This window comes from Bacillus sp. EB600 (assembly GCF_024494385.1).
GTDB lineage: Bacteria > Bacillota > Bacilli > Bacillales > Cytobacillaceae > JAEVLT01.
Genome location: NZ_JAEVLT010000008.1, coordinates 102,647 through 127,280 on the forward strand (window position 1 = coordinate 102,647; position 24,634 = coordinate 127,280).

At 38.1% G+C, this 24,634-nt stretch carries 27 protein-coding genes; 5 read left to right on the forward strand and 22 right to left on the reverse strand.

Features of this window, described 5'->3' with window-relative positions; all coding sequences use genetic code 11:
* Positions 1–3: 3 nt before the first annotated feature.
* From JN080_RS10995 to JN080_RS11005, 3 genes are all read right to left on the reverse strand, one after another.
* On the reverse strand, positions 4–762 hold the full coding sequence (locus JN080_RS10995) for an enoyl-CoA hydratase/isomerase family protein (RefSeq protein ID WP_256236040.1): 759 nt from the start codon (positions 760–762) through the stop codon (positions 4–6).
* A 131-nt stretch (positions 763–893) separates the two neighbouring features.
* Complete coding sequence (gene rpmF / locus JN080_RS11000) at positions 894–1,073, reverse strand: 50S ribosomal protein L32 (RefSeq protein ID WP_256236041.1); 180 nt, start codon at positions 1,071–1,073, stop codon at positions 894–896.
* Positions 1,074–1,153: 80 nt separating this feature from the next.
* A complete protein-coding gene (locus JN080_RS11005; RefSeq protein WP_256236042.1) occupies positions 1,154–1,678 on the reverse strand; it encodes a YceD family protein in 525 nt (174 codons plus the stop codon).
* 252 nt (positions 1,679–1,930) lie between these two features.
* Between JN080_RS11005 and JN080_RS11010 the strand changes: the two genes are divergently transcribed.
* Together JN080_RS11010 and JN080_RS11015 are read left to right on the forward strand one after the other, a co-directional pair.
* Positions 1,931–2,131: a hypothetical protein gene (locus tag JN080_RS11010; protein WP_256236043.1), complete on the forward strand. Its 201-nt coding sequence runs from the start codon at positions 1,931–1,933 to the stop codon at positions 2,129–2,131.
* Between the two features lie 117 nt (positions 2,132–2,248).
* Entirely contained in the window at positions 2,249–3,457 is a 1,209-nt protein-coding gene (locus JN080_RS11015) for a nucleotidyltransferase (protein ID WP_256236044.1), read from the forward strand.
* Between the two features lie 23 nt (positions 3,458–3,480).
* On the opposite strand, the gene JN080_RS11020 is transcribed toward JN080_RS11015, so the two are convergent.
* Complete coding sequence (locus tag JN080_RS11020) at positions 3,481–4,500, reverse strand: SepM family pheromone-processing serine protease (RefSeq protein ID WP_256236046.1); 1,020 nt, start codon at positions 4,498–4,500, stop codon at positions 3,481–3,483.
* 8 nt (positions 4,501–4,508) lie between these two features.
* A complete protein-coding gene (locus tag JN080_RS11025) occupies positions 4,509–5,288 on the reverse strand; it encodes a patatin-like phospholipase family protein (RefSeq protein ID WP_256236047.1) in 780 nt (259 codons plus the stop codon).
* A gap of 250 nt (positions 5,289–5,538) precedes the next feature.
* Here JN080_RS11025 and ylbJ point away from each other — a divergent pair, with 250 nt between their 5' ends.
* The gene (gene ylbJ / locus JN080_RS11030) at positions 5,539–6,750 is read left to right on the forward strand and encodes a sporulation integral membrane protein YlbJ (protein ID WP_256236048.1); all 1,212 of its coding nucleotides are present in this window, start codon (positions 5,539–5,541) and stop codon (positions 6,748–6,750) included.
* Positions 6,751–6,780: 30 nt separating this feature from the next.
* Here ylbJ and coaD read toward each other — a convergent pair whose 3' ends face one another.
* The 9 genes from coaD to JN080_RS11075 all read right to left on the reverse strand — a co-directional run bounded on the left by coaD (position 6,781) and on the right by JN080_RS11075 (position 12,190).
* Positions 6,781–7,269: a pantetheine-phosphate adenylyltransferase gene (gene coaD, locus JN080_RS11035; protein ID WP_256236049.1), complete on the reverse strand. Its 489-nt coding sequence runs from the start codon at positions 7,267–7,269 to the stop codon at positions 6,781–6,783.
* A gap of 12 nt (positions 7,270–7,281) precedes the next feature.
* Entirely contained in the window at positions 7,282–7,842 is a 561-nt protein-coding gene (rsmD, locus tag JN080_RS11040) for a 16S rRNA (guanine(966)-N(2))-methyltransferase RsmD (RefSeq protein WP_256236153.1), read from the reverse strand.
* 408 nt (positions 7,843–8,250) lie between these two features.
* Positions 8,251–8,526: a YlbG family protein gene (locus JN080_RS11045; RefSeq protein ID WP_256236050.1), complete on the reverse strand. Its 276-nt coding sequence runs from the start codon at positions 8,524–8,526 to the stop codon at positions 8,251–8,253.
* A gap of 121 nt (positions 8,527–8,647) precedes the next feature.
* Positions 8,648–9,094, reverse strand: coding sequence for a YlbF/YmcA family competence regulator (locus JN080_RS11050; protein WP_256236051.1), 447 nt, complete (start codon positions 9,092–9,094; stop codon positions 8,648–8,650).
* A gap of 55 nt (positions 9,095–9,149) precedes the next feature.
* On the reverse strand, positions 9,150–9,602 hold the full coding sequence (locus tag JN080_RS11055) for a hypothetical protein (RefSeq protein WP_256236052.1): 453 nt from the start codon (positions 9,600–9,602) through the stop codon (positions 9,150–9,152).
* 103 nt (positions 9,603–9,705) lie between these two features.
* Positions 9,706–9,948 (reverse strand): YlbE-like family protein, encoded by a 243-nt coding sequence (locus JN080_RS11060; protein WP_256236053.1) that lies wholly within the window; start codon positions 9,946–9,948, stop codon positions 9,706–9,708.
* Positions 9,949–9,963: 15 nt separating this feature from the next.
* Positions 9,964–10,395: a YlbD family protein gene (locus tag JN080_RS11065; RefSeq protein WP_256236054.1), complete on the reverse strand. Its 432-nt coding sequence runs from the start codon at positions 10,393–10,395 to the stop codon at positions 9,964–9,966.
* Positions 10,396–10,499: 104 nt separating this feature from the next.
* On the reverse strand, positions 10,500–11,525 hold the full coding sequence (locus tag JN080_RS11070; RefSeq protein WP_256236055.1) for a CAP domain-containing protein: 1,026 nt from the start codon (positions 11,523–11,525) through the stop codon (positions 10,500–10,502).
* Between the two features lie 230 nt (positions 11,526–11,755).
* Entirely contained in the window at positions 11,756–12,190 is a 435-nt protein-coding gene (locus JN080_RS11075) for a CBS domain-containing protein (protein WP_256236056.1), read from the reverse strand.
* A gap of 265 nt (positions 12,191–12,455) precedes the next feature.
* Between JN080_RS11075 and JN080_RS11080 the strand changes: the two genes are divergently transcribed.
* Positions 12,456–12,815 carry a YugN family protein gene (locus JN080_RS11080; protein ID WP_256236057.1) on the forward strand — a complete coding sequence of 120 codons (360 nt, stop codon included), beginning with the start codon at positions 12,456–12,458 and terminating at the stop codon, positions 12,813–12,815.
* Between the two features lie 42 nt (positions 12,816–12,857).
* Here the strand turns inward: JN080_RS11080 and JN080_RS11085 are convergent, their stop codons facing one another.
* From JN080_RS11085 to cyoE, 7 genes are all read right to left on the reverse strand, one after another.
* A complete protein-coding gene (locus JN080_RS11085) occupies positions 12,858–13,322 on the reverse strand; it encodes a DUF420 domain-containing protein (RefSeq protein ID WP_256236058.1) in 465 nt (154 codons plus the stop codon).
* A 111-nt stretch (positions 13,323–13,433) separates the two neighbouring features.
* On the reverse strand, positions 13,434–14,348 hold the full coding sequence (ctaG, locus tag JN080_RS11090) for a cytochrome c oxidase assembly factor CtaG (RefSeq protein ID WP_305473914.1): 915 nt from the start codon (positions 14,346–14,348) through the stop codon (positions 13,434–13,436).
* Positions 14,349–14,562: 214 nt separating this feature from the next.
* The gene (gene ctaF, locus JN080_RS11095) at positions 14,563–14,898 is read right to left on the reverse strand and encodes a cytochrome c oxidase subunit IVB (protein WP_256236059.1); all 336 of its coding nucleotides are present in this window, start codon (positions 14,896–14,898) and stop codon (positions 14,563–14,565) included.
* A 4-nt stretch (positions 14,899–14,902) separates the two neighbouring features.
* A complete protein-coding gene (locus JN080_RS11100; protein ID WP_256236060.1) occupies positions 14,903–15,532 on the reverse strand; it encodes a cytochrome (ubi)quinol oxidase subunit III in 630 nt (209 codons plus the stop codon).
* On the reverse strand, positions 15,532–17,400 hold the full coding sequence (ctaD, locus tag JN080_RS11105; RefSeq protein ID WP_256236061.1) for a cytochrome c oxidase subunit I: 1,869 nt from the start codon (positions 17,398–17,400) through the stop codon (positions 15,532–15,534). The genes JN080_RS11100 and ctaD overlap by 1 nt, the downstream gene beginning before the upstream one ends.
* A gap of 32 nt (positions 17,401–17,432) precedes the next feature.
* Positions 17,433–18,494: a cytochrome c oxidase subunit II gene (coxB, locus tag JN080_RS11110; protein WP_256236062.1), complete on the reverse strand. Its 1,062-nt coding sequence runs from the start codon at positions 18,492–18,494 to the stop codon at positions 17,433–17,435.
* Positions 18,495–18,603: 109 nt separating this feature from the next.
* A complete protein-coding gene (gene cyoE / locus JN080_RS11115; protein ID WP_256236063.1) occupies positions 18,604–19,542 on the reverse strand; it encodes a heme o synthase in 939 nt (312 codons plus the stop codon).
* A gap of 675 nt (positions 19,543–20,217) precedes the next feature.
* Here cyoE and JN080_RS11120 point away from each other — a divergent pair.
* Positions 20,218–21,123, forward strand: a complete 906-nt coding sequence (locus tag JN080_RS11120; protein ID WP_256236064.1) for a COX15/CtaA family protein — start codon at positions 20,218–20,220, stop codon at positions 21,121–21,123.
* Positions 21,124–21,184: 61 nt separating this feature from the next.
* Here the strand turns inward: JN080_RS11120 and pyc are convergent, their stop codons facing one another.
* Entirely contained in the window at positions 21,185–24,628 is a 3,444-nt protein-coding gene (gene pyc, locus JN080_RS11125) for a pyruvate carboxylase (protein ID WP_256236065.1), read from the reverse strand.
* Positions 24,629–24,634: the final 6 nt, after the last annotated feature.

Consider the following 24,634-nt stretch of genomic DNA (forward strand, 5'->3'; position numbering starts at 1 on the left):
CCTTTAATTTTTTTTAAGAAAGTTGGTAACATATAAATGGTGAGCATCGCTTTCCCATAAATATGAACAACTTCGGACTTCTGCTTCCATTCTTTCGCGGAGTTTGACCTGTTCCCATTTTCGAACCAAGATGCTCTTATATGAATGCAGAACACCTGAATCAAGTGTTAACAGTTTCTCGAGGAAATTCTCACAAGCCACTAAAGGAAACTCATCATAAATAGTATCTATAAATCCATCATCTATTAATTGTTCAACTGGTTTCACTTCTGCTTCCATTAAGAGTTTCATCGCCTTTTGCGGCGAGAGTTTCTCCGCTAGGATCGTACCGCCGCCCCAACCGGTTGTGATCGCTTGCTTGCCCTGAACAAAGCCTGCTTTAGTCCCACTTCGTGCAATTCGAAAATCACAAGCAGTTAAAATTTCACACCCGCCGCCAACCGCCGTCCCATTAATCAATCCCAACGATGGTTTTGGCAAAGTCAATAACGAATAAAGAATAGCTGACATCTTTGATAACATCGAATACGCCTCTTCACGTGTATGCAAAGCATGAAAAACAGCCAAATCTCCACCAGAACAAAATGCACGTTCTCCGGATCCTGTGATCACGAAAGCTTTTATTTCCGGTTCATTGGCTAGTTGAATTGCTTCTAACAATCCCTGCATTACATCATAATCAATCGCATTTCTTTTTTCATCTCTTGTAATCGTAAATAATAAATAACCTTTGTCTTTTTTCTCAATCGAATATGATTTCATACTACCCACCCCTATCGACTTTATTTTCAATTCCTTATGTAGAAAAATCTTCATGTCTATGTTAGGTTATCAAAACGACAAAAGCACAAGGGCAGGATTGCCGCTTGTGCTTTATATCAACTGCTTTAAAATTAGTCGTTCACTACTACTACTTCTTTACCTTTGTATGTTCCACACGCTTTACAAACGCGGTGAGCAAGTTTCATTTCACCACAGTTAGGGCATGAAACCATACCAGGTACGTTTAATTTAAAATGAGTACGACGTTTTCTTTTTACAGTTTTAGATGTTCTTCTAGCAGGTACAGCCATTCTTCCCACCTCCTTAAGAGTATTAAGAAAGGAATGAAGATCAAGTATCCTTGTTCTTCACATACTTCTTTTGTTACCGATTATGAATCGGAAGAATTATTTTCGTCAAAAAATTTTGCGAGTCCCGCGAGTCTAGGATCAATCTTGTGTGATTTGTCCTCTTCACGAATGACCTCCCAATCTTTCCCGGATTGTGGAGCAGCATCTTCACTGTTGTCATCCTCACAAAACACTTGCATTGGCACCTCAAGTAAAAGTATTTCTCTAATGACAGGCATTAAATCAATGACATCGCCTTTTACTTGATAGGCTTCCTCTTGAGCTTCAAAACCTGATGTCTGCAAGAGAAAAGTTTCAGTTGTTTCGACATTAATTGGAAGTTTAACATCTACTAATGTACGAGAACAAGGAAGGATCAAATGACCTTCTATTTTTAGATGGAATGTCACTTTTGTTGAACCAATATCAGCCCGTCCCGTTATATGAATTGGCGATACATCACGGATAGTTGGATCATCTTGTTTGATCTCATCGACCCGAATGGTTTCATCAATCGGAAAATCCTTGTTTCGATATTTTTGCAACTGGCTTAATGTCCATTTCAATTGAATCACCTCAAGGCAACAAAGGTAATTATAGCCTCCTATAATATTTTTGTCAATGTATTTTCTTTACACCATCTGCTATGAATATTTTGGCTGCTTGGTGAGTTAATCCTTACTAGCATTCCCATTAATTACAAAACCAATCATTTTAAAAGCCAAATAGGGCAAATGCCTATTTATGAAATAGAAAAGCTCTTTTGCGCCCTATTCATCATAGTGTATAAGGAAAAATAGAAAAAGAAGGTGAATGAAATGTCCTATCCACAACAAATGGGATACCCGGGCTACGGCATGGGAGGACAGTTTGGCGGAGGTATGCCATACTATCACGGTGGATTCTATGGTGGGTATCATGGTTGGCATCATCATTATGGTTATCCATACTACCACCATCCTTATTATCCTGGTTACCCATACCACCACCATCATGGCTGGTACGGACAGCCATATTAATGAAAATCAAAGAAACAAGAGGCTGGTCATTTTTATGGCCAGTCTGTTACATGATTAAAAAAAGAGAAATTTTGTTATAATGTTTATACTTTTAAATCGTGCTATAGGAGGAACAAAATGAAAGCTGTTGGCTTAGTCGTTGAATATAACCCTTTTCATAATGGACATGCCCACCATTTGGCTGCTGCAAAAGAGCAATCTGGAGCCGAAGTAGTTATTGCTGTGATGAGCGGGAATTTCCTGCAAAGAGGCGAGCCTGCTATTGTTTCAAAATGGCAGCGGACAAAAATGGCTCTACATGGAGGGGTTGATATCGTCCTTGAGCTTCCCTACATATTTGCTACACAAAAGGCAGAAACATTTTCAGATGGGGCTGTTTCCATTTTAGATGCAATTGGTTGTAACTCCTTATGTTTTGGCAGTGAGAATGGCGACATTTCTAATTTCTATAAAACAGTAGCGTTTATGGAAAATTCTCAAGAATCCTACCAGGCAAACATTAGAAAATACATAAAAACAGGAGTCAGCTATCCAAAAGCGCAGTCGTTATCCTTTGCGGAAATCAATCAATCCGAGGAGCTCGTCGATTTGTCAAAGCCAAACAACATTCTTGGATATCATTATCTAAAAGCAATCATTTGTCAAAAAAGCCTAATGAGACCATTCACTGTAAAAAGAAAGAACGCTGATTATCATGATGAACATTTCTCTTCTGAACGGATAGCAAGTGCAACAAGTATAAGAAAAGCGTTGTTTTCTTCTGTGCAGCAAGAGGTATCTATAGATCGATTTGTTCCTGCCCAGACAAACTATTTGCTAACAGATTATTTTAAGAAGTACGGTATTTTTCATCAATGGGAGAACTATTATCCATACTTGCAATTTCTTCTTCTTCAAAGCAAACCGAACGAGCTTAGAGAAATTTATGAGGTAGAAGAAGGGATTGAAAACAGGCTCATAAAAGCTGCATTATCATCGAATTGTTTTCAAGAATTCATGGAAACAGTCAAAACAAAACGGTATACATGGACAAGAATTCAAAGAATTTGCCTGCATATTTTGACTAATACGAAGAAAAGCCAAATGATCTTTGAAAAACCTACCTATTTAAGATTGTTAGGGATGACGGAAAATGGAAAACGATATTTAAATAAGATGAAAGCCCATTTGGGACTCCCGCTTGTTTCAAAGCTCTCATCTTACAAACATGAAGATATTTCCCCTGATATTAAAGCCGCTCGAGTTTACTCATGTGTACTGCCTGGTGATATGAGAGTAAAAAGCTTTAATCAGGAATACAAGCAGCCGCCTATCTTTTTAAAGTAAAAAGGACGGCGGGCTGCCATCTTTTACTTATTCGGTAATTTTTCCAAGTATGCTACTGCTTCATCAAATGTATCAACAGGTACTATTTTCATTTTCGAACCAATTTCATGGGCTGCCTTGAGAGCATCCCGGTAGTTGGAATTCTTCATACCATGCTCATTTGGCGCCAAAAAGATTTCCGCACCTGCTTTGTCTGCTGCCACGATCTTTTGCTCAATGCCTCCGATTGGTCCAACTGATCCGTCGACAGAGATGGTTCCAGTTCCAGCGATTTGCCGACCTTTAGTAAGATCATCTTTCGTAAGCTGGTTATAGATTTCAAGAGAAAACATTAATCCAGCAGATGGTCCTCCGATCTCGTCAGTGATTACTTTGACAGGGGGGTGAACAATAACTTCCTTGTCATCTACTAAAGAAATCCCTATCCCCACACGTTTTGGTCCCTGTTTAAATGGCTTCACTTTAATTTTAACATTATTGGTTTGCTGCTTTCTTGAGTAGGTGAAGGTTACTTCTTCTCCTGATTTTTTTGTACGGACATAATCCATAAATTCGCTGGAGGAAGAAAATGTCTGTCCATCAACTTTAAAAATTCGATCTCCTGCCTTTAGCTTTCCAAAGGCGGGCATTTTCGGAATCACGTTTAAAACATAAATACCATTATATTTATAGGTAACAGGCAAACCTGCCTTATGGTAGGCAACATCAGTGGCATTTAGTTTGGCATCTTTCATAAGATACAGCTGCCTGACCGTATATTCTTCCTCTGTTTCCGTTTGGTTTAATATTTGATTGACTGGATATATCTCTTCGTATTTGCTTATTTTAGCCGCCGCGTAGGAGTATATATTAGCCCTTCCCATTCTCACCGTCGTTAACATAAAATTTCCTTTCTCCTTATAGCCGTTTTTAACGGTTATAATAGGTTCAAGCTCCTTCGCCATCCCTGGCTTTGATATATAATATGGCAGCGAATAAAATACTGCAGCAATTAGAACAAGGGTTAGAACAAACCCTGAACTGACATAAAGCTTTTTGCGCATTGTGAAAACTACTCCTTCCAATTATCAATAGCTGTTTTAATATCCTTGATGTACTTTCTTGTTTCTTCTTCTCCAACAGCAATGATATCCTCAATATTGGTGAAGGCACGTGAGCTGAAATTTTCGACAGGTGGGCGGATCATAAAATCAGAAGCAATTTCCCGATTAACGACAATCTCCGTTTGCATAATATCAATACTTTGCATAATCACATCATAAATAGAAGTAATTTCCGCATTACGCTTGACCCGAGATACATCAACCGCAATAACAATATCCGACCCCATTTCCTTGGCAACAGTTACAGGAACACGATCTGCAACGCCGCCATCTACTAAAATCCTGCCATTATATTTTTCAGGAACAAAAATCCCTGGAATCGATATACTTGCCCTTACCGCATTAGCGATTGGTCCTTCTTTAAATACAACCTTCTCGCCTGTCAATAAATCCGTCGCCACCACACCGACCGGTAACGAAAGATCTTCAATATTTTTACCATGTGTAAAAACTTTAATAAATTCCTTCAATCTTTTACCTGTAATAAAGCCCATTTTCGGAACTGTAAAATCGAGATAAAACTTCCGTTTAAATGCTCCCGATAATTTATAGAGGTGTTCCATTTCAATCCCCACTCCATAAAAGCAAGCTACAAGTGCACCCATACTGCTTCCGGCAATAAGATCAATCGGGATCCCTTCTTCTATTAATACTTTAATGGCACCGAGATGGGCAAATCCCCGTGCACCGCCTGAGCCAAGGGCCAACCCTACTTTTGGACGACTCACTTTCTTCTCTCCCCCTCTATCTTTCACCAATCAATTAACTATTTATGTTAAAAGCGACTACGGTTATTGTTTTTCAAGTAAAAAAGCGATTGTGGAAAAGGAAACCTCTCCAATCATATGGTCTATTTTCTTTCTCTATGAGTATATTGTGTTATACGAGGACAAGGAGTATTGATACTGCACTAAAAAAAACATCTTCTTTATATTGATTTTATCTACTTACGCAGGCGTTGGGAAGGAGGTATTTTTATTGCTTCAATCTAAATTAAAAACCATCTTCTTGTCTGTTTCGGTTACAGTGTTGGCGGTTTCACTCATCTTATTTCCACAGGAGTCCTTTGAGGCTTCTATTCGTGGCCTAAATATGTGGTGGAAAATTGTTTTCCCCGCTCTTTTGCCTTTTTTCATTGTTTCAGAGATGTTAATTGGCTTAGGCGTTGTTACGTTCATTGGTGTCCTGTTAGAACCCCTCATGCGACCTTTATTTAAAGTTCCCGGTGTCGGCGGTTTTGTTTTGGCAATGGGGATGGCATCTGGCTTTCCTGCAGGTGCAAAACTGACTGCAAGACTCAGGCAGGAAGGACAAGTAACGCAAATTGAAGCTGAAAGACTTGTTTCCTTTACCAATTCCTCTAATCCGATCTTTATTTTTGGAGCTGTTTCAGTCGGCTTCTTTCAAAACCCTAAGTTAGGTGTTATTTTTGCTGTATCACATTATTTAGGAAACATTTGTGTTGGAATCATTATGAGATTTTACGGCAAAGGGGATAGTGAAAAACAAACCAACCAGAAAAAGAAATTTCACCTTCGAAATGCCTTTTCAATTTTGCATCAGACAAGGTTAAAAGATAATCGGCCAATTGGCAAGCTTTTAGGAGATGCTGTTACATCATCGATTCAAACCCTCTTAATGATCGGCGGTTTTATCATCATGTTTTCAGTTTTGAACAAGATGCTTTACCATTTACATATTACGGAACTACTTGCAAAAGCAGTTGAATTACTGCTAGCTGCCTTGTCCTTTCCAAAATCATTAAGCATTCCATTTGTTTCCGGTCTATTTGAAATCACACTTGGAAGCCAACTAACAAGTAAGGTTCAGGCTGCTACACTCCTCCAACAAGTCATCATCACCAGTTTTATCCTTGGTTTCAATGGCTTTAGCGTTCATGCACAGGTTGCAAGTATTTTAGCCCAAACTGATATCCGCTTTCGTCCTTTTTTCTTTGCTAGATTACTACATGGTCTACTTGCGGGCATAATTGCTTTTTTGCTATGGAAACCATTATCAGAAAAATTTTTTCAATCAGAGATTATTCCAAATATACTTCCAGTCAGCCTTTTTGATGATCGCTTTTGGCTCGAAAGCTTTTATGACACGATGATTCAAATAGGCCCGCTAATCACCATTTTTGCGCTCATTTTTTACACACTTATCTTAACTTTTCGGTTAAAAAAGTAAGAAAGAGCCGGGCATACTGTCCCGGCTTCCTTACTTTTGATGATTAAACTTTTCATGAAGCGCTTTCTCAACAAATGGCGGAACCAGTTCAGAAATTTCCCCGTCATATTGTGCTACTTCTTTTACAATACTAGAGCTTAAAAATGAATACTGATTATTTGTCATGATAAAAAAGGTCTCTAAATCGTCATCTAACACCCTATTCATCGATGTAATCTGCATTTCGTACTCGAAGTCTGAGACCGCCCGCAGGCCGCGAATGATTGCGCTAGCATTAACACTTTTTGCATAATCAACGAGCAAGCCCCTAAATTGATCCACTTTTACACATGGAATATCTTTTGTAACTTCTTTAATTAACTCCATTCTTTCACCTACCGTAAATAGTGGGTGCTTGCTAGAATTATTTAATACCACGACATAGACTTCATCAAAAATTTTTGCTCCTCTTTTTATGATATCTAAATGACCATAAGTAATCGGATCAAAACTTCCTGGACAAACGGCGATCCTACCCAAAAGAGACTCCCCCTACCCTTCTGTTCCTTTTATATAAATTGTGATAGCGATAATCCCGTACTTCTCGTGTTTTATTTGCGTTAATCCCCCGATTGAAGACGGCAGTACTACTTCATGACTATGTTCGCACACAATCATACTCCCATTATGTACTAACATATGTTGGTCCATTTTTTCCATTAAACTGACTAGCTGTCGTTGCTTATATGGTGGATCTAAAAAGATAAAATCAAATGAGATTTCTCTTTTCATTAGGGCTTTTAAAGCACGGTCAGCATCATTTCGATAAACTTCCGTTTTTTCTTCAAGTTGGCAGGTACTGATGTTTTCACGGATCGTTTGAATCGCTTTGTGATCTCGATCAATAAAAATAGCCTTATCCAATCCTCTGCTTACAGCCTCAATGCCCAATCCTCCGCTTCCCGCAAAGAGGTCGAGAGCCATTCCCCCATCAAAATACGGCCCAATCATATTAAAGATTGCTTCTTTCACCTTGTCTGTTGTTGGTCTAGTCGTATTGCCCGGAACTGCTCTAAGGGCTCTTCCTTTACAAGTACCTGAAACTACTCTCACTTTAATCACCACAATATCACAAAATTCCATTTTCTTTCCTATCCTAACATATTCCCATTCTTTACGACAAATATAAACATAATAATCTTTATTAAAACTTTGCTTACTGTAGAAAATACCGGTTGCTAGAAAATTTATTTAAAAAAGGGTATAAGCACTTTTTTTATGGAAATAATGTAAGTAACAACATCAATTCGAGGATGTTGTTGCCAACCGCGGAGAAGACTTACGTTTCCCCATAAGTTCTTCCTCCGGTTTCTCCTCTCCCTTTGCCTTCTTTCCTTTGTCAAGGATATAGAAGGACCCTGCAGAGTTTCTCTGCGGGGTTTTTTTAATTTAAAGTGGAAGCGCCCGCTTAGCGATATAAAATTTTTTTATTAAAAAAATGAGAGCACCTGTGGCTCTCACTTATATTCCCATCTTATAATCGTATTCTTTTGCTTTATCAGGGATAGAATTTTCATATTCTACTTTTAAAAAAGGCTTATAGGATGGTTCTACTTTTTTTACAAAGGAATAAGAATTTAGCTTTTCCATAATCCCTGACAATTCCTCTTGATTGCAATACATGACAACATACTTCAACTTCTTAGAAACATAATGAACATTGCCAAAACGTCTTAGCATTTTGGCTTGCTTCAATGAGTATAGCCAAACAACCAATCCCTGTCTCTGATTCAACATACCTTTCCCCTTCAATACATATCATTTTAAATAAGTCTAGCATATAAAAAAGTGAATATACAAACAATTCCTCTATTCCGCTTAACAAAAAAGAGTCGAACGGCCCTTTTATTCAGCCAATTTATGCAGAACAACTGCAGCTGCCGCCGCTTCCACAGCCCCCACCACAGCTTGAACCTGTATCAAAGAATGGATTTCCGGTTGGAACCTTAATATGCTTCGAAACAGCTCCACCTAGTTGGACACTTACTTCGTCTAATAAACTTTGCAGATTATTTTCGGCAACTCGAAACTCCGCAACACAGGAATCCAAATCCATTTCCCGTTTGCTTTCCCTAATTTGGATCATTACCCTTTTGTGATCGGGATGATATTTACCAAACCGCTGAACTTCTTCATACAATTCCTTTAGACTTACAAAATGGTTAATTTTCCTTTGGGATTCTTCATTGTTCTTAAGTTTATATAGGCAAATTCGATATTGTTCTGCAACATCGGATTTTAAAATCATTTTTGCTAATTTTTCTGCATGCTCTACTAGTACTACTCTTTCAGATGTAGCAAGCATATCGCTCACCTCCATTCAATATTTTACCATGAACAGAGGTTTAAAGCGAAGTTTTCTAGTTATTAGGGATATTTACCATGAATTCCTTACTTAAACCATACGATTTATTATGCAGATTAACTACTTCAAGCTTTAATTTATGATTTCCATACGCCAAATCCTTAATGATAAAAGCAGCTGCAGAAACCTCCTGGCTTTTCTTTCCATCCACCCAAACAATTATTTTTCCTACTTTACGATTTGATTGATTATTTTCTCTGAATGTGACGCCAGTTACAATACACTCGACAAATACGTTATTCCCTTTTGATTCGTATTGGACAAACAGGGAAGGGATAGCCTCATTCTCACGGCTGCTTGCTATTACCGTTTTTGCTGCCGGTATATTCATATTTACAAGGGATAGATTTTTCGGTTTTGTTTCTGGCTTTGGCATGTCCCTTTGACAGCCTGATAGAATGCTTAGAATAGCAAAAGCATGAGTTAACACCGATACTCTCCACTTCAATCCAATCACTCCTTCGTATGCATGTATTTTTTACCTCCTTATTCTTTTTTACTCTTTAAGATAAAAATAAAAAAGGGTACATATTAATTTTTATGTGGCCCTTCTATTTACTGGGATTATTCATGGACTGAAACATATTAAACATCATTGAAGCCATTTGAACCCCATTTGAAAACTTTTCTACCTGATGGGGAATCGTTCGTTTATAATGATGTAAGGAGGCAATTTGAAGTGCTTCTAAGTCATAAGGATTCCTAGATAGCTTTCGATACCAATGGGGTTGTTCTCTAATAAACTGTTTTAATTCTCGCTGTCTCTCAAGATACTCCATTACCTCTTTTCGCATTGTTTTGTCCTTTCCTTAGTCTTTCCTAAATGAGAATGGGTGCTTGGGACCTTCCATTTCTCTCCGAGTAGTTGGCTGGTTGGCATTGTTTTGAAATTGGGCTAATAACCCTTGAATAGCTCCAATTGCCTGGCTCAAATTATTAGCATGATACTGTAATTGGTTCGCATCCATTTTTTTTAACATTCCCGTAATTGTAGCCATCCAATCTGTTTTCCCTTCACTAAATACCACAGCTTTCTTTTTATTACCAGCTAATTCTGAATCGTTCTTTTTGCTGTCCCCGATTGAATCCCATCGTTCATCGTCTTCGCCTAATAAATACCAATCTTCATAGAGTTCCTGCCACGTTGTCCTGCCTTGCCGAACCTCTTGGATGACCTTTGGATTGTTTTTAACAAATTCCTTAAATTTAAGCACGGATGGGTGTAATTTTTTTTGTGTCATCTTTTTCACCTCTACGATTTGAATTCGCCTATAATACGATATGTTTTCTTAATCGTTTGGTGAAACCTTTCCTATAGTTTTGTTATCATCTATTATCACAGCTTTTACTTTATAATTTGGATAAAATCCTGTGTATAATATTTTTGGTACACACCTACTCCTAAATGAGTAAAATTTTTGTTAAGAAGTGACTCACGGTGGCTTTGACTATTCAACCATCCCTCCACTACCGCAGGACCATCTGTATAATTCGCTGCAATGTTTTCACCTGCAGATTGATATCCTACATTTGCAGCTTTCAAACGGTCTGAAAGGCCCCCATATCGAGAAGAGGTATGGGAAAAATCGCTTGTTTCAAACATGTCCTTACTATGTTTAAAGGCAGCTTCTGCTGTTTTTTCATCCCATTTTAATGGTCTTAATCCATTCCTTTTCCGCAAAACATTTGTAATATCAAATATTTCCTTTTCAGTCCCGCTTTCGGCACTTTCCCAGAGAATTTCATCTGGTATTGGAGGTTCAATTAATTCGCCGTGATAAACAAGTTCATATCCCCTTTCCTTTACAAGGGTCTCAGCATTTAAGAAGCGGACACCTGAAAGTTCACCACTATATTTATCAAAATAAAGCTGAACATAGATATCCCCTAATTGAATCAGCGGTCTAAGATTAATGTCCGTATCATTTAATTCAAAACGATACGTATTACTACCAATGGTAATATCAACATTGGTATCAATGTACTGTGTATTAAAAATTTCCTCAACAGGCTGTCCTATTTCAAAAGGAGCAATATTTAAGTCCTCACCACTTGCATATATTGCTACAACATGATTGTCCTCTACCCCTACTTGAACATATCGTTTAAAGTTGAGGTTATAAATATACCATTGATACCCATAAATTGTTTGATCGATTCTTTGCGGTTTGCCCAATTCCTTTTCAAGATTTCCTACATCTTGTCCAATTAGTAAGGATAACCCTTCCTTTGGTTTTTCCGTTGCAGGCCTTCCCAGCTGACCCTTCAGTTTCCGTGGGATCGTATCATTCGATTGCTTCGTAAAATTTTTTTTAATTAATACCTCATTACCATCCTGGTGTGAAACGTTTATATAAAATCCAATGATCAAGAAAATAATTGAAATAATTAAGATTCTAAAAAGTATTCGCAGAGGATTCGGCCTCCTTTTACGACATTTTCAAACATATGTATAGTAAAGTCATTATAACATCAATAATATTTTATTAAAAAGCTATATCTAACATCTCAGAATGTTCATTTTCTTAAAAATAAAAAAAACAGGTACAAAACTAACTTGTACCTGCCTTTAGAAAATATTCACTTAGTGTTCTGGTCAAATTAGTGGCGAAATTCACTCTGGTTTGTTTCCGAAATTTCACTAAGTGCGGCCTTTGCTTGATCATCGGTTAATTCACGTACTGCGAAATCGCCAAGGGAAACGATTCCGATTAGTTTATCCCCATCAACAACAGGGAGGCGCCGGATTTGATGCTGTGCCATCAAACTGACAGCCTCCTTACTGGAAGCATCCGGTGAAACTGTAATAAGATCATTGCTCATAATATCTTCAACTTTTGATGATGCAGGGTGTTTTTCAGCAACACATCTTAACACGATGTCTCGATCTGTGATCATTCCGACAAGCTTCTCCTCGTCTACGATTGGAATTGCACCAACATTTAGTTCTTTCATTTTTACTGCAACTTCAAAAACATTATCTAACAATGAACAACAATCTACATCATCAGTCATAATATCACGAATTTTTTCCATTGAATTATTCACCATACCTTTTAATAGTAAGCATTATTGTATACTTTATGCTTTCAGCCAATCACATTTAGTTCTCAAATTAGCTAAATTGAAAGTTGTTGCTTATATTATTTTTACCATTAGAAACAGAATTATTCGAAAAAGGTTAGAGCTTTACTAGATGAATTCATTGCAAGTTAAACTAATTTCAACTATTATTAAATTGGTATAAATGAAATGACAGCGTATACAATTACTAAAAGCATCGTTTTTAGGAGGGATTATCTTGAAATTTGAAAATACAGGCTATGAACAGATGAAAGCAGATTTAAACCGCTTAGATGAGGTTATGCAAGAAAAAGGCTTAATCCGTGAAGGGCAATGGGACTACGAAAGAGTTACATACGATAAGAAATTTGAGTTAAAAGAAGGCGTCTATTACCTTCGAGTCCGCGGCTATACGGTCGAAGGGGATGTTGGTGCCCACAAAGCTACAATACAATTGATGACCCCACTCCTAGGTAAATATTATTATCCACACGGTGTCGAATACGGTGACGAGGAAGATTACCCTCAAAGTCTTGTCAACCAATGTAAAACAATCTTGGGCACTCTAAAAGCCGAAATTGACAAATTTGCTCTTTAAAAAAAGTGACGCATGGATATATCATGCGTCACTTTTTTTACCTTAAAATCCTAATATAGCCTTCAAAACTGAGGTTGTTTCTCCACCCTTGTAAAAAACATACAGCAATAAATAAACAATCACACCCGTAATTCCTGTACAGAACCAGACTATACTTGTAATCGGGCCCAGTTTACGGTGCGTCGAGAATTTTTTCTTGAAACCCGTAACTAAATTAATAATTCCCAAAACAGCCCCAACCGTGGCTAATGTGATATGAAAAATAAGAAAAATAGTGTAATAAATTTTTATATCACTAGGTCCGCCAAATGATGTATTACCAATAAAAACTGTTCTCGTTGCATAAATTATAAAGAAAATTAGAGCAAAGATAGCTGCAAGAATCATTGTTTTTTTATGAGTTTCTATTTTCCGCTGTTTTATTTGCCACCAACCGATAGCAACTGTTATTGCACTTAAAACGATGAAAGATGTACTAATTGTCGGCAAAACCGGTAAGGAATTCAATATAATCCTCTCTTTTCCTTTTTTCTATAATAAGTTTAAGTTAGCAGTCGTTTATTTTCAACCAAAACTCACAGAAATACTAGAAAAAAATCCCCCAAACTATCTGGGAGATTATTCAATGAGTGTTGATGTTGGATGCAATCGTGAATTTATTTCATTTTCCGATTCCTCCTGATCTTTCCGATACCATTCAAAGAAGACATGTCCTAAAATAATTCCATAGATTATTTCTTGAATAACTTTCATTAACACCCCGCCAAGCTGCTGGTCATGCAGTAATGACATCGAACTAAATAGTTCCGGTCCACTTATATGTAAACTGGCAAAGTTAGAAGAACCCACACACAAACTCATTGCTTCGCCCCATGCTCTCGGATCGGAATAGGTTGCATACATCGGTGAACTTGCAAAAATAATTAATGCACATGCCGGTGTTAGCAAAATACCGTCAGCAAAAACATAACCAACCTTTTTTATTCCGCTTAGTGTTTGAGCCTCAGGCAATTCATTTATTAACGGCCACCACATAAAGATCGCTACTATAAATAACAATAGTGAGTATCCCGCATGCAGCCATCTATTTTGCATAACATGATCAAAAATTAATGGAATATGGTAAAAGGAAAAAACTCCATTAAATAACAATAAGGCAATAAGTGGTTTTGTAAATATTGAAAACAAGGATTGAAAAAGATGAAAATTTAAAAGGTTCCTCCAAACCCATGTAGGAATACTTAAAATTACTAAAGGTGGAATTACTAATACCAATACCGCCATTTGAATCATATGGATGTAAAACATAAGATGAGCCATTAAATCAAGCGGAGAACCCTTTATGGCATATAAAAGGAGCATCGCGATTACAAACAAAATTCCTTGCCTGTTTGTGAGTGGTTCATTATTTTTAAAATGATTCCGATACTTTACCAGCAAAAGAAAATAAGCGCTTGTCACTACCAGCAATGAAGCAAAGAAAAAAGGGCTCCAAAGTGCTTTAAATCCAAAAATTTCTAATGTAAGCACCATAATCACCTCTATCTAAAATAAAAAGCTTATTGCATATAAAGAAAATCGGCAGAGCCGATTTTCTTTTATTACTTTCTAGCCTAGCGACTAGTGTACTTCGCCCACCTCCCTATGATAAGTCAACATCGAATCGCTTACGCTCTTCGTGTTTCCTTTATCTCAGTCGGTGTGCTCCAGTCCATACGTCGCTAAACAGGCGCTTCCGCTTTTCTTTTTACCACCAAATGATCGTTGAAAATGCTAAAACTACGACGAAGCCAACGAGTGCCCCAGAAAAGATAAACAGTGTTGGAGCTTCATGGCCTTTTTTATTCATGTGCATGAAATAGAACAGTTGAAAAATAACTTGGACAACAGCCAAAAGGAGAATAAAAGGAAGGGTAAACGTTGCCGTTACACCTTTTAATCCCACGGCCGCGAATGCGATTAAAGTTAAGAAAATCATTAAGGTAAACGAGATAATATGATATCTCATTTCTTCCGCGCTTTTTTTTCGCCTATATTCAATGTCAACTCTTGGGTTGCCTGAGTTTACTTGTTGATTTGCCATCAGCCTATCCCACCATTCCCATTAAATATACTACCGTGAAGATAAACACCCAAACAACGTCGATAAAGTGCCAATAAAGGCTGAAAACATAGAACTTAGGTGCGTTGTAGAGATCTAATCCTCGTTTGGCATTTCTAAACATCAATGTAAGAACCCATAACAATCCAAATGCAACGTGTCCGCCATGAAACCCAACTAATGTATAGAAAGCTGAACCAAAAGCACTACTTGTAAACGTGTGATGAAAATGATGAACATAATGGTTAAATTCGTAAATTTCCAATCCTAAAAAGCCTGCGCCTAATAGAACGGTAACCCCAAGCCACAGCATCATTTTCTTAAACGCAAAGTTTTTCATATGAAACATCGCATAAACACTAGTTAAGGAGCTCGTTAACAAAAGCATTGTCGACACAAATGTCAGCGGCAATTCAAAGAGGTCCTTAGCTAACGCTGCATGCGTATTTGGTACTTTATCCTTAAGAGCAAGGTATGTGGCAAACAGAGAGGCAAAGAGAACTGTCTCTCCCCCTAAGAATAACCAAAAACCTAAAAATTTATTTTTTGCCTCCAGGGTTGCTTTTTCAGGCGAAGCAGGCCATGTTTCGTAAGTGAATTTTTCTTCACCATGCATTATGCCTCAACCCCCTTTTCATCATCCAATAACTCTTCTTTATGAATGTGGAAACCATGATCATCTTTAACGGAACGCACAAACATCGAAATAAATGTAACCGCTAATCCAATGATTAGAACTGGAAGTGCCCAAACCTTATGATCAGGATGGTACATTGCACCAAATGCAGCAATGAATAGTCCCAATGGAATCATAAATGGGATGAAGGACGGATTTGGCATATGAATATCGCCTAACGGTTCTGCAGGTGTCATTCCTTTTCTGCCTTCCATTTTTTCCAGCCAAAATGCGTCTAACCCACGTACAAGCGGAAGCTGTTTAAAGTTATAAAATGGCGGTGGTGAAGAAATAGACCATTCCAGTGTTCTTCCGTCTCCCCATGGATCGTTTCCAACCTTTTGATTTTTCACAGTAGTGATAATGATATTCAATAAAAGAACTATTACACCTGCTGCCATAAAGAACGCTCCAATGGTACTAACCATGTTAGCTGTTTCAAAGCCTTGACCAGGTAAATAAGTAAAGACACGACGCGGCATTCCCATTAAACCTAAAAAGTGTTGGATAAAGAAAGTTAAATGGAAACCGATTAAGAATAACCAGAATGTTATTTTTCCTAATACTTCGTTTAGCATTGTTCCAAACATCTTTGGCCAGTATAGATGGGCCCCAGCCAGCAATGCTAATACCACACCTCCGACAATTACATAATGGAAGTGAGCTACTACAAAGTACGTATCATGATATTGATAGTCAGCTGCTGCGGATGCCAACATAACCCCTGTGACACCACCAGCAACAAACGAAGGAATAAATGCAACTGCATAATGCATTGGGGTAGTAAATTTGACACTTCCTCCCCACATTGTTAACAGCCAGTTAAAAATTTTGATTCCTGTAGGTACGCCTATTGCCATCGTGGCAACAGCGAAAATTGCGTTTGCGACCGGCCCTAATCCAGTTGTAAACATATGATGTGCCCAAACCATAAATCCTAAGAAACCGATTAAAACAGTCGCGAATACCATCGAAGAATATCCAAATAAACGTTTTCTGGAAAACATCGCAAAAATCTCAGAAAAGATACCGAAAGCTGGAAGGATTAAAATATAAACCTCTGGGTGTCCAAATATCCAAAAAAGGTGTTCCCATATTATTGTATTACCACCCATCGAAACATCGAAGAAATGTGCGCCAAACATGCGGTCAAACATCATTAAAACTAGTCCCACAGTCAAAGGTGGGAATGCGAATAAAATAAGTGCGGATGTGACAAATGTTGTCCATGTAAACAATGGCATCCTCATATAAGTCATCCCAGGTGCACGCATATTAATGATCGTCGCAAGGAAGTTGATTCCACCAATTAATGTCCCAATACCTGAAATCTGTAATCCCAGAATATAAAAGTCAACACCGTGTCCTTTGGACGCAATTGTTAATGAAGCATACGATGTCCATCCGGCATCAGGTGCACCACCCAAAAACCATGAAAGATTTAAGAAAATTCCTCCAAAAAAGAAGAGCCAAAATCCTAATGCATTTATGAATGGAAAAGCTACATCTCGGGCCCCAATCTGCAGAGGCATAACCGCATTCATAAAGGCAAAGACAAGCGGCATGGCTGCCAAAAAGATCATCGTTGTTCCGTGCATTGTCATAACTTCGTTATATAGTCCAGCACTTACAAAATCATTATTTGGGACAGCAAGCTGGATCCGAATTACCATGGCTTCAAGTCCGCCTACTATGAAGAATAATCCTCCTGCAATCAAATACAAAATGGCGATTTTTTTATGGTCAACAGTTGTTAAAAAGTCCCATATTGTACCGCCAAACCCCTTTTTTTGAGCATAGGTACTCACAAATTTTAACCTCCCTTTCCAGCAATCCCCTATTATTGCTGAACTTTTAATCCCATTAAATATTCTGCTAATGCGTCAAGCTGTGCATCAGACATTTGTGGGTATTTACCGGTCATTTTATTACCTGGTTTATAGACTTCCGGATTTTGAATCCATTTTTTTACATCCGCTTTCGTATGTGGTAATACACCGGCAACACGTGAACGTTCGCCAAAGTTAGTTAGATTTGGTGCCAATCGGGCTGATTCTGGTGTTGTATTCGCGGGTGTAACAGCATGACAGCCAATACAGCTTTGATTGAAAATTTGTTGACCTTCCTGTGCCAAGCTTGATGAAGCAGTCTCCGCCTTTTTCACGGTTTTCATTGCAGTAACCCAACTGTTAAACTTATCACGTGAAATCGCTTTAACTTTAAAATCCATTAAAGCATGGGAAGGACCGCAAAGCTCAGCACACTTTCCATAAAATAAATTTCCAGCCTCGTTTGCTTTCTTATTGTCAAATTCAAGCCAGAACTTATTAATATTGTCTGTATTTGTGTCCATCTTTCCGCCTACTGCTGGAATCCAAAAAGAGTGCTTTACATCCATCGATTTCAAACTGAAATAAACCTTTTCATTGGTTGGAACGACCAATTCCTGACTCGTCACAATTTTTTGATTGGGATATTCGAAATCCCACCAATACAAGTGTGAGCGCACGTTTACAACAAGCGCTTTTGAATTTTTCTTATCCATAGCAGACACGTCAGCCAGCTTAAATGTAGCAACAACAGTCGGTACTGCAAGAATAAGAAGTAAAAGAATTGGAATAACTGTCCAAACCATCTCTAGTTTATGACTTCCTTCTACTTGTTTTGGAATTGAGTCATCTTTTCGTCTAAAACGAATGAGCACAATAACGAAAATGATCATTACTACTAAAATGACTCCTACCATGATTAACGTACTTAACGTCATTAAATCAAATTGCATTTTCGCAACTTCACCAGCAGGCTTCAGTGCAGATAAATACGGTTCACCGCCACAGCCGGAGAGAATGAGCGTCAATATCGCTAATAACGAGATTAAACGCCAGTTTGCAAGCCTTTTCATGCTAAACGATACCCCTCTTTCGCAAAGAAAATTTTTCCCCTTTGTTGATCAAGATAGATTATGTAGATATTACAGCTTACTTCTTTAGCTATAATATCCTTGGCAAAACTTAAATCAAGGTAACAATGACCATCGCCACAAACATAATTGTTAAATATTGCAGTGAGTAAACAAACATTAGTTTTGCCCATTTAATATCATCTTTGATCTTATATCCTAAAATCCCTAAGACGAGCCAGCCGATGTTTAACACGGTAGCAAGAATTAGAAATGGGATTCCCAATGAGGTAAGAAAAAACGGAATTGGAATTAGTGCAGCCACCCAAACTAAAATGTGCCTTTTAGTCGCTTTAAAGCCTTTTACAACAGGTAGCATTGGAACACCAGCAGCCCGATATTCCTCAACTCTTCTCATTGCAAGAGCATAAAAATGTGGTGGCTGCCAAACAAACATGACCATAAATAAAGACCATGCAACTGGACCAAGATGCGGATCGACCGCTGCCCATCCGATTAATGGAGGTACAGCTCCCGATATACTTCCAATGATGGTATTGGAAACCAATTTTCTTTTTGACCACAATGTATAAAGGAAAATATAACTAAAAACTCCAATAATTCCAATTACAGAGGCTGTTACAGTGGTAAACATTAAAAATAGTGTGCCTAATCCGATTAAGAGAATACCTAAAGCAAGGACTTTAATAGGCAGGATTTTCCCAGTAACAGTCGGGCGGCCCTTTGTCCTCTCCATAAGAGGATCAATATCACGGTCGATATAATTATTTATACTACAGGATCCAGCGATTATTAATGACGACCCTACTACCGTAAAAAAGACTATATCTAAATTAGTAAGAAAGCTTTGACCTGTAAAATGGAGTGCTAGCCACAACCCTGTAAAAGTTGTAATAAGATTTGAATTTACAATCCCAATTTTAATCAATGCCAAAAAATCTTTCAGTAGTGTTGTTTTTTCTCTATCCGCCTGAAAGCCGACTGTATCATTTTCAAGCGGCGCACCAGGGTAAACCTTTGAATTAGACATTTCGCTCCCCCTCTTAGTTAATTACATTAATATTTTCATCTGCTCAATAAACTATGTAGAAATTGTTCTAGTATGTAAAACAGTCCTACAGTGATTGCAAAAAGTAATAGAATTATTCATTCTATTATAATAAAATCTCCAAAGAAAATTTACTAAAAAAGAACTTTCTCTGTATATTAAATCACACTTTTTAATATTTTTGTGAATTTTTTTTGAATAAACATAAGCGAAAAAGGTGAAATACCATCTGCTTTTGATAACAACGTATGGTCACAAAAAAATGTTCCACGTATCTAAACACTATTTTACTTTATTATGAGTAAATCAACTAACATTTCTTTCCAAACCCTATATTCGAGTAGAGGGTGATTTTATTTTCTAATTTTTCCACTATAATAAAAGTGAAAAACCTATATAGAAATGTTTCCTCCCAATTAAAAGAATTTAAATCAGCCTAATTTCTGTTCAATTTTACATTTATTCGCTATGATATGGATATACTTTTGAAATCATTATACTGACAAGTTTATCTAATGACAAATTTTTGAACTTAAAAGAATAGCGAAATCGCACGTTTAGCGAAGTACACTAGTCGCTGTGCTAGTGTGACGAAGCTGGACAGTTATCAAAGTTCAAAAGATATTAATTCTGACTTACAAAGAAGGTGAGATTTTTTTGCGACGCTCTTTAAAGTGGTTTGCTGTTGCAACCACCATTGGAATGCTAATAGTTTTAATAGGTGGGGCTCTTGTAACGAAAACTGGTTCTGGGATGGGATGTGGAAGAACCTGGCCCCTCTGCCATGGTCAATTTGTTCCTACGGATATAACACCAGCGTTAATGATTGAACTTGCACACAGAGTAATTTCTGGAGCAGAAGGACTTATGGTCATGATTCTATCTATTTGGACTTGGAAGACAATCGGCCATATTAGGGAAACTAAATTTCTATCATTTCTTTCATTTTTCTTTCTTTTACTGCAAGGTTTAATTGGGGCTGCTGCTGTTAAGTGGGGACAATCAGGCTTTGTTCTAGCTCTTCATTTCGGAATTTCACTTGTTTCTTTTGCTGCACTATTTTTGTTGACGTTGCTAATCTTTGAAATTGATAAGAAGTTTGACGCTGATAAGCTTGTTATCGATAAAAGAATGGGGCGTCATATCGTGTTCATTTCCATTTATAGTTATCTAGTTATTTATACAGGTGCCCTTGTTCGACACACAAAAGCAAGCCTCGTTTGTCGTGATTGGCCTTTATGTATAAATAATTCACCTTCTATGCCAAGTAACATATTTGAATGGGTACAAATGGGACATCGATTTGCAGCTGGGCTTATTTTTATTTGGATCGCTTATATAACGTTTCTAGCTGTTAAGCATTATCGACATCAAAAAGTTCTCTATTGGGGCTGGATTATTGCCCTTTGCCTTGTAAGCCTCCAGGTAATCGCTGGAGCATTGATTATTTTCACAAGATTGAATCTTTACATTGCTCTTCTACACGCTTTCTTTATTACTTGCTTATTTGGCGTATTGAGCTATTTTCTACTGCTTTATTCTAGGTCTAGAAAAAGATATTGATTATGAAAGTAAAAAGCTGCCGGACTTCCGGCAGCTTTTTACTTTCTGTTATCACATACTCTTATGCTTCTGAGAGTTCGATTAATAAATCGCCTGTCTGGATTGCATCCCCATTTACTACATAGAGATCCTTGACAACCCCAGTAAATGGAGCTTGGACAGTTGTTTCCATTTTCATTGCCTCAGTAATCATTAAATGATCACCACGAACAACCTTTTCACCTTTTTGGACAAGAACTTTCAATACTGTTCCTGGCATCGAAGCACCAATATGATTTGCATTTTTCGGATCTGCTTTAACCCGCGCCGCAACTGTTGATTTAATGCTTTCATCTTTAATAACCACTTCACGAGGCTGTCCATTTAACTCGAAGTAAACAACCCTTGTCCCATCTGCTTGCGGATGACCGACAGAAACAAGCTTAACCATGAGCGTTTTTCCTGTTTCAATTTCAATTTCAATTTCTTCCCCTAAACGCATTCCATATAAGAATGTAGGAGTGTCAAGAACGGATAGGTTTCCATACAAATCAACCGTTTTTGTATATTCCATATACACCTTTGGATATAACGCATAAGCTATTACTTCAAAGCCTGTAACCGGTCTTCCAAGTTCATTAAAAAGTTCATCTCTAATAGCCTTGAAATCCACTGGTTCGAGTAATTCCCCTGGTCTTACTTCCAATGGCTTTCTATCTTTTAAAATAACCTTTTGAAGCTCTTCTGGAAATCCTCCATATGGCTGGCCTAGGTATCCTTGGAATAATTCAACAACAGAGTCAGGAAAATCAAGCGTATTCCCCCGTCTTAAAACCTCTTCCTCTGTTAATTCATTCTGTACCATAAAGAGAGCCATATCCCCGACAACTTTTGAAGAAGGAGTTACTTTTACAATATCCCCGAACATTTGGTTAACCCGGGCATACATCTTTTTCACTTCATCCCAGCGCTCGCCAAGTCCGACTGCTTTTGCCTGCACCTGAAGATTGCTGTATTGTCCGCCCGGCATTTCATGCTGATAAACTTCAGTATGTGGAGCCTTCATTCCACTCTCGAAATCACGGTAATATTCGCGGACATCTTCCCAATAATGAGAAAGTTGTTCGAGCGCATCAATTTTCACGTCAGGTCTCCGCTCATTTCCTACCAGCGCATAATAGAGCGAGTTTGCACTTGGCTGCGAGGTTAATCCAGCCATAGAACTTACGGCTACATCGACAATGTCAACTCCAGCCTCAATGGCTCTGGCATAAGTAAAAATACCGTTGCCGCTCGTGTCGTGAGTATGGAGATGAACCGGGATGTCAACTGCATCTTTCAGTTCAGAAACAAGCTGATATGCAGCCTCAGGTTTCAGGAGCCCTGCCATATCTTTAATCGCTAAAATATGGGCACCCTGCGCTTCTAATTCTTTCCCCAGCGTTTTATAATAGTTTAAATTATATTTATCTCTGGATGGATCCAAAATATCACCGGTATAACAAATCGCTGCCTCCGCAATTTTTCCTGATTGACGAACGGCATCAATCGCTACTTCCATTCCTTTTACCCAGTTTAAGCTATCAAAAATACGGAAAACGTCAATACCGGAATAAGCGGATTTCTCAATAAAATCTCTAATTACATTATCCGGATAGTTCTTATAGCCGACCGCATTTGCACCTCTAAACAGCATTTGCAATAAAACATTAGGCATTTTCTCGCGAAGGCTTAGCAAACGATCCCATGGATCCTCTTTTAAGAAACGGTAGGCGACATCAAAGGTTGCCCCGCCCCACATCTCAACAGAGAATAAATTAGGAAGTAATTTTGCTGTAGGCTCAGCAATACGTTCAAAATCCTTTGTGCGAACCCGGGTAGCCAGCAAGGACTGATGTGCATCCCTGAAGGTGGTATCTGTTAATAATACTTGCTTCTGATCTTTTATCCACTGAACGAGGCCATCTGCACCCTTTTCGGTCAAAATTTGCTTCGTTCCATCTTGATAGTTGACATCGTATTTTAGCTTTGGAGCTCTTGGTGTTGAAAACACTGGACGCTTTTTCTTCTCAATCCCAGGAAATCCGTTTACTGTTACGTTTCCGATATAATTAAGCATTTTCGTGCCACGGTCTTTTTTGACTGGAAACATGAAAAGTTCAGGTGTTGAATCAATAAACGAAGTATCATACTCACCTGTAATAAACTTTTGATGTTTAACAACATTCTCAAGGAATGGAATATTTGTTTTAATTCCCCTAATTCTAAATTCACGCAAATTACGAAGCATTTTTGCGGCTGCCTGTTCAAAGTTCAAGGCAAATGTGGATAACTTCACAAGTAAGGAATCATAATAGGGTGTGATGACACTTCCTGTAAAAGCATTACCCGCATCGAGCCTAACACCAAATCCTCCTCCAGAACGATAAGCCATGATTTTTCCAGTATCAGGCATAAAATTGTTCAATGGGTCTTCAGTAGTAACACGACATTGGATCGCAAAACCCATTGATTGGATTTTTGACTGTTCTGGTATCCCAACAGTTGCTCCGTGCAAATCATGGCCCTCGGCGATTAACAGTTGAGTCTGAACAATATCAATACCTGTAATCATTTCAGTAATCGTATGCTCAACCTGAACACGCGGATTTACCTCAATAAAGTAGAACTCCTCACCTGAAACAAGAAATTCAACTGTTCCGGCATTTACATAATTAACATTTTTCATTAACTTAACAGCTGCATCACATATTTTTTCCCGTAGCTCAGCGGAAATGGATACGCATGGAGCAACCTCAACTACCTTTTGATGACGACGTTGGACGGAACAATCCCTTTCAAATAAATGGACAATTTGTCCATGTTGGTCACCAATAATTTGTACTTCGATATGCTTTGGATTTTCGATTAGTTTTTCTACATAGACCTCATCATTGCCAAATGCAGCTTTAGCTTCAGAGCTAGCGCGCTCGAATGCCTCCTGCACGTCTTCAGGTCCTTTAACAGCCCTCATACCACGGCCTCCGCCGCCTAGAGAAGCTTTAATCATCACTGGAAAACCAACTTGTTCTCCAAACGTTTTCGCTTCTTGCCAATTCATTATTGGACCGTCACTGCCTGGAATAACTGGGATTCGAGCAATCTCAGCTTGTTTTCTAGCTTTAACTTTATCCCCAAACATATCAAGATGCTCAGATTTAGGACCGATAAATATAATCCCTTCCTCTTCACATCGTCTTGCAAAATCAATATTTTCAGATAAGAACCCATATCCGGGGTGAATGGCGTCAACTGATCTTTCCTTGGCAATCTCGATAATTCCTTCGATATCCAAGTATGCATCAATCGGTTTTTTTCCTTCCCCTACAATATAAGCCTCGTCCGCTTTATAACGATGATAGGACGCAGAATCCTCTCGAGAATAAATGGCTACTGTACGAATATGCAATTCATTACATGCTCGAAAAACACGGATTGCTATTTCTCCCCTGTTTGCAACTAGAACTTTATTAATTTTTCTTGTCAATTTGAA